The sequence below is a fragment of the Myxococcus sp. AM009 genome (assembly GCF_013372605.1).
In the GTDB taxonomy this organism is placed as follows: Bacteria; Myxococcota; Myxococcia; order Myxococcales; family Myxococcaceae; genus Myxococcus; species Myxococcus vastator.
This window is the reverse complement of sequence record NZ_JABXEP010000275.1, coordinates 1-5,603: the sequence shown is the minus strand read 5'-3', so window position 1 is coordinate 5,603 and position 5,603 is coordinate 1. Positions and strand designations below refer to the sequence as shown.

Annotated in this window: 1 protein-coding gene and 1 pseudogene; one reads left to right on the top strand and one right to left on the bottom strand. The window is 71.5% G+C overall.

Translation table 11 applies throughout. The features are described 5' to 3' along the window. Window positions 1-3,714: 3,714 nt before the first annotated feature. Window positions 3,715-4,896 carry a general secretion pathway protein GspE gene (locus HV824_RS34675; RefSeq protein WP_176425179.1) on the top strand — a complete coding sequence of 394 codons (1,182 nt, stop codon included), beginning with the start codon at window positions 3,715-3,717 and terminating at the stop codon, window positions 4,894-4,896. A gap of 87 nt (window positions 4,897-4,983) precedes the next feature. On the opposite strand, the pseudogene HV824_RS34670 reads toward HV824_RS34675, so the two are convergent. Beyond that, window positions 4,984-5,603: pseudogene (locus tag HV824_RS34670) on the bottom strand (vitamin B12-dependent ribonucleotide reductase); the annotation flags it as partial.

Sequence of the window (5,603 nt, the reverse complement as noted above, 5' to 3'; positions counted from 1 at the left end):
GGCGAGGGGATGGGTGTTCCGCCTGGGATGCTCGCGCGGCCCTCGGGGGCGCCGGTGCCTCCGGGGACGATGGGGGCTCGGCCTCCGTCGTCTCCTGGGCTTCAGTCGGTGGCGGGACCTCCGGACAGGGTGGGCGCGCCGCCTGTGCCTGGTGCGTCGATGCCGCCGGGGATGGCCGGGGCTCGGCCGTCCTCCGCGACGGGACTGCCAGCGGTGCATGGCGCACCCGGCGCGGGCGCTGCTGGTCCGCAGATTCCTCCGGGGATGGTGGGCGCAGCGCCGTCGTCCGCGCCCGGAGGGATGTCCGCACCTCCAGGGATGATGGGACATCGTCCGCCGTCCGCGACGGGCCTGCCCGCGGTTCCTGGGCCACACGGTCCGGTGCCGCCAGGCATGGTGGGCGCTCGGCCTCCGTCCATGACGGGGGGACCGGCAGTGCCGGGGCCTCATGGGCCGGTGCCACCGGGGATGATGGGCGTACCACCTCCTGCGATGGCTGGAGCGGGTGCTCCGGTGCCTCCCGGGAGGGTGGGGGCGCAGGCTCCGGCCATGGTTGGAGCGGGTGCTCCGGTGCCTCCCGGGATGATGGGGGCGGGTGCTCCGGTGCCGCCCGGGATGGTGGGGCATCGGCCTCCGTCCGCGACGGGTCTGCCTGCGGTGCCGGGTCCCCCTGGCATGGCAGGGGGCGCTTCCGGGCCCGCTGCGCCAGCTCCTCCCGGAATGATGGGACATCGGCCTCCGTCCGCGACGGGCCTGCCCGCCGTGCCGGGGCCTCATGGACCAGTGCCACCGGGGATGATGGGGACACGGCCTCCGTCCGCGGCGGGTCTGCCCGCCGCGCCCGGGCCACACGGGCCAGTTCCTCCCGGGGTGATGGGACATCGCTCGCCGTCCATGCCGGGGCTGCCCGCGGTCCCGGGGCCTCTTGGGCCGGTGCCTCCGGGGATGGTGGGAGCACGACCCCCGTCGTCTCCGGGGCTGCCCGCGATGCCCGGACCTCATGCGGGGCCGGTGCCTCCGGGAATGATGGGAGCACGGCCTCCGCCCGCGCCCGGATTGCCAGGGCCGCATGGGCAGGTGCCTGCGGGGATGATGGGAGCACGGCCTCCTGCACCTGGCCAGCCTGGGCCTCACGGGCCGGTGCCTGCGGGGGGGATGGGAGCGCGACCGCCGTCGTCGCCGGGACTGCCTGCGGTGCCGGGGGCTCACGGGGCGATGCCACCAGGAATGGCGGGCGCTCCGCCTCTGTCCGCGCACGGGGCTCCACAGGCTCCGGTGCCTCGTGGGGCGATGCCCCCAGGAGTGATGGGCGCACAGCCTCCGCCTGCGCACGGCGTGCCCCCGGCGCCCGTGCCTCCCGGGGCGATGCCACCGGGAATGGCGGGAGCACCGCCTCCGCCTGCGCACGGGATGCCCCAAGTGCCCGTGCCTCGCGGGACGGTGCCACCCGGAATGACAGGCGTACAGCCTCCGCCTGCGCACGGCGTGCCCCCGGCGCCCGTGCCTCCCGGAGCATTGCTTTCGGAGATGAGTGTTGGGGAGCGGTCTGTCGCCGGGCCGGGGCAGCCTCATGCGCACTCGCCTCACGGACAGACGCCTCCGAGCACGCTGCCCGAACCTTCGTCCGTCGGTGGCCCGCCTGTTCCTCTTCAGGGCGCACCCACGCCGAGCATGGCGCAGGGCCCAATGAGTGGACCGCCCGTGCATGCGGCCCCGACGCCACCTTCAGGCGTGGTCGCTGCGCATCCAGCGGGCATGTCGTCGCAGCTTCCCGTGGAAATGACACCTCCCGGAGCGCTGCCGCCTCCCGCGTCATCGGGGGATGCACGGCCCGCGGAAGCGGAAATGCCAGTCCCTGGCAATGCCGCTGCGGAAGCTCCGCGGACCGACGAGCCAGCCGAGACTCCTCCAGTGGAAGCACACACTGCCTCGTCCTCGGCCGCCGCGGATGGAACGGAACGTCCGTTCCACCTTGAGCAAGCCCTGGGGGCTTCGGTGCCGAGCGGTGACGTCCCGGCGCAGGACCTTGACTCAAGCCGAATGCCGGTTCCTCCCGGAATGTCGCCTGCGGTTCATCGTGGGCACGGTGTCGCACCTGCGCCCTTCGCGTCTGAAGCGCGCGAAGACTCCACCGAACTCGGCGTGGTGCCACAACAGGGTGGCGTCCCAGCTGAGGCGGCGGTTCAAGAGCACGTGCCGTCTGCCGTCGACGCGAGTGGGGCTCCTTCGCAGGCGTTGCCCTCGGACTCTGAAGTGGTGTTGGACGTGGATGCCGTTGCCGTCACGGCTTCCGACGTGGTGCCGGCGACCCCTGTCGCGGTTGAAGGTGCGCCGTCGGTGGACGTGGAGGTGGCTCCCGAGACGCCAGCCCGGACGGATGCCACGACCGTGGTTGAGCCGGTCATTGCCACCGACGCGTCAGGTGGGCCGCAGGCGGTTGACGAAACCGCTGAGGTGACGGCAGAGGGCGTCGGTACGGCAGCGCGTGGCGTCGCGAGCGAAGCCGCTGGAGTGACGGCACCGGACGTCAGTGTGGAATCGGGTGGTGTCGCAACCGAAGCCGCCGCGGTTTCGTCGGACGCTGCGGTTGCCGCGGTCGCGGCTTCCGAGGCTCAGGCAATCGGCGCCGCTCCCATTGTGCTGGAGGCCGCGGATGTAACAGGTGCTCGGGCCGAGGAACCGGCGGCCAGTCCCATTCACGACGCACCGAATGCCGCTGTCGAGTCAGCGGTAGCAGGCGCAGTTGCCGCTGACTCGGAAGCAGCCAGTGTCGCGGGGCCGGGCGCTGAAGCCGTAGCCGCATCCGCGGTGTTGGACACGGCCAATGTCGCCACCTCGAGCGTCGACGACTCGGTGGCGGGTGCAGCTTCCTCCGCGCAGGAAGTTGCCGGTGATGCGAATGCGCTCGCGGCCGCATCGACGGCCGATGGCGTTTCGGCACAGCCGGACGACTCCGTTGGTCCAGGTGCGAACGTCGAGGCCTCGGCCACAAGCTTCGTGACTGCCCAGCCGAATGACTCTGGCGTGGCAAGTGAGAGCGTTGAGACGCCTGCTGCGACCACCGCGGACACTTCGACCTCGGATGCACGTGCTGACGCTCCTGCCGCGCCGGATGTCGCCGATGGTTCGAGTGACACGCGTTCGGTTGACACCGAGCCCCATGCTGCCGGTGTGAGCGATGCGGCACCCGAAGCGTCCGCCGATGGCGAGTCGTCGCCGGCACTGGCTCCTCAGGGGACCGTGGAAACGGCAGTTGTGGCACTCGAGGGTGCGCACGTCCCGTCGTCCACGAATGAAGGTGTCGCCGTTGCTGAACCGGCGGATGCATCGACTCCAGGGCTGGACGCTGGGACCTCACAGCACGCGGACACCTCTCCAGTTGAATCGCCGGACGCAGTCGCTGTGAGCGCGGTGGTATCGACGTCGTCCGGTGATGTCGCTCCGGGCGGCAGCCTCACGGATGCAGGCTCCAGCGAAGTCGTGCCGACGGCTTCGGAGGAGGTGGCAACGCCGGATGGCACGGAGGCCTCTGCTACGGTGGAACCCGGGACCGAGCAACCTCCCAGTGCGGAAGCGCTGCCGGAGGCCTCGCAGGCCGATTCCGGTCCAGTCCTCGTGGCCGATGCCGTTGAGCACTCCACGGCTCAAGCCGTCGCCACGAACTCCCAAGCCACCGCGACACCGAGCGATGCGTCGTCTCACGGAGTCGCGGAGTTGGCTGCGGCAACCGAACCAACACTGTCCATCGAGTCCGCTCCCGCCGCCGTTCCATCCACGGGCGAGCGGGCCGCGCTGCCCTTCGGTGAGGTGACGCAGCCCTTCGGCCTCAAGCTGGACCTGGCGGCCAGCGCCAGCGACTCCGATCCGATGGCGGCGGAGGCTGCGCCAGGCACGCACGAGGAGCCGCCAACACAGGACAGCCTGGCGCCGCGCAAGGCACGAGGCTTCGTCGTCGCGGAGCATGGTGACCTGCTCACCACACCCGTTGCCCCGGCGGGCGGCGTCGACGCCACGGCGCCCACCGCGAGTGACGGCGCTCCCGCGTCCTTCGCCGAGACACCCGAACTCGCGACCCCGCCCGTCACCCCCACGCCTCGGGCGCCGATTGAACTGGACGACCTGTCCGGCGCGTCCGACGAGCCGATGCAGCTCGCTTCGACGTGGGAGTTCGTGGGCTGGCAGGGCGGCGATGACGCGGGTCCCATTGGCCACGTTCCGGAGACGACCTGGGCGGACCGCGTGGTGGACCTCGACGGCCCGACCGCGGCCCCCGCTGCGACCGAAGTGCCCCTGGCCTCGGCGTGGGACTTCATCCAGCAGCCATGGCAGCCCACGACGGCGGAGCCTTCGGAGGTCATCGCCACGCTCCTGGCCGCGGCGGCCAGCGCGTCCACGGAGGTGCCCGAGGGTGGCCCTGCCGTGACGGCGGAGCACGTGCTGTCGGCGCTCGACGTCGTGAACACCCAGGGCACGCTCGGCAGGGTGGTGCTGGCGTACTGCGCGGGCCGCTACCAGCGCGCCTTCCTCCTGGGTGAGAGCCTCGGCCTCGCGCGGGTGGGGCATGCCTGGGGCCCGGGCAGTGACAGCGCTGCGGTCGCCGGCCTCAAGGTCGACCTCGAAGCGCCGTCCCTGCTGCACACCGCGATGACGTCCCCGAGCGCCAGCGTCTTCGACGCACCGGCATGTCCCCAGGACGAAGCCATCTTCGCCGCGCTGGGTGGGGAGGGCCCCTCGCACCTGGCCGTCATCGCCATCCGGAACCGGGGCCATGCGGTGGCCTTCATCGTCGCGGACCATGGCGCGGAGCCCATCTCCGCGCCCGCGCTCGATGAACTCACGCGCATCGCGCAGAAGGCCTCCGAGGCCTTCTCCCGTCTCCCCACCCGGAGCGCCTGAGCGCGAGCCGGAGGAGGGGCGACGCAAAAAGGGCTCCGGAGCCAGGTGCTCCGGAGCCCTCTTCACTTCACGAACGGCGCGGCGCGCTCAGCTACAGCCGCTGGTCGCACCGCAGTTGCCGCATTTGTAGCAGGCGCCGCTGCGCACCATGATGGCGCCGCAGGTGTGGCACGGCGGAGCATCCGCCTGATTCAGCCACGTGGACCCCTTTGAGGAACTGGAGCCGGACCGCTGCCCCGAAGCCGTCTGAGCGGGCAGGGCCTCCCGCTTCGGCTGCACGTCCACCCGGCCCAGCACCGCGTTCTCTTCCTCGCTCGGCAGGAACTTCAGCTCCAGCCAGCGGAAGATGTAGTCGGTGATGGACTTGGCGATGGGGATGGCCGGGTTGCCGGTGAAGCCGCTGGGCTCGAAGCGGGTGTGGCTGAGCTTGTCGACCAGCACCTTCAGCGGCACGCCGTACTGGAGCGCCAGCGACACGCTGGTGGCGAAGCTGTCCATCAGCCCGCTCACCACCGAGCCTTCCTTCGCCATGACGATGAACAGCTCACCCGGCAGGCCGTCCTCGTACATGCCCACCGTCAGGTAGCCCTCGTGGCCGCCGATGGAGAACTTGTGCGTGATGGAGCGGCGCTCGTCCGGCAGCCGCCGGCGGACCGCGCGGGGCTCCGGCTGGACGAGCGCCGCTCCATCACGCACAAGTTCTCCAT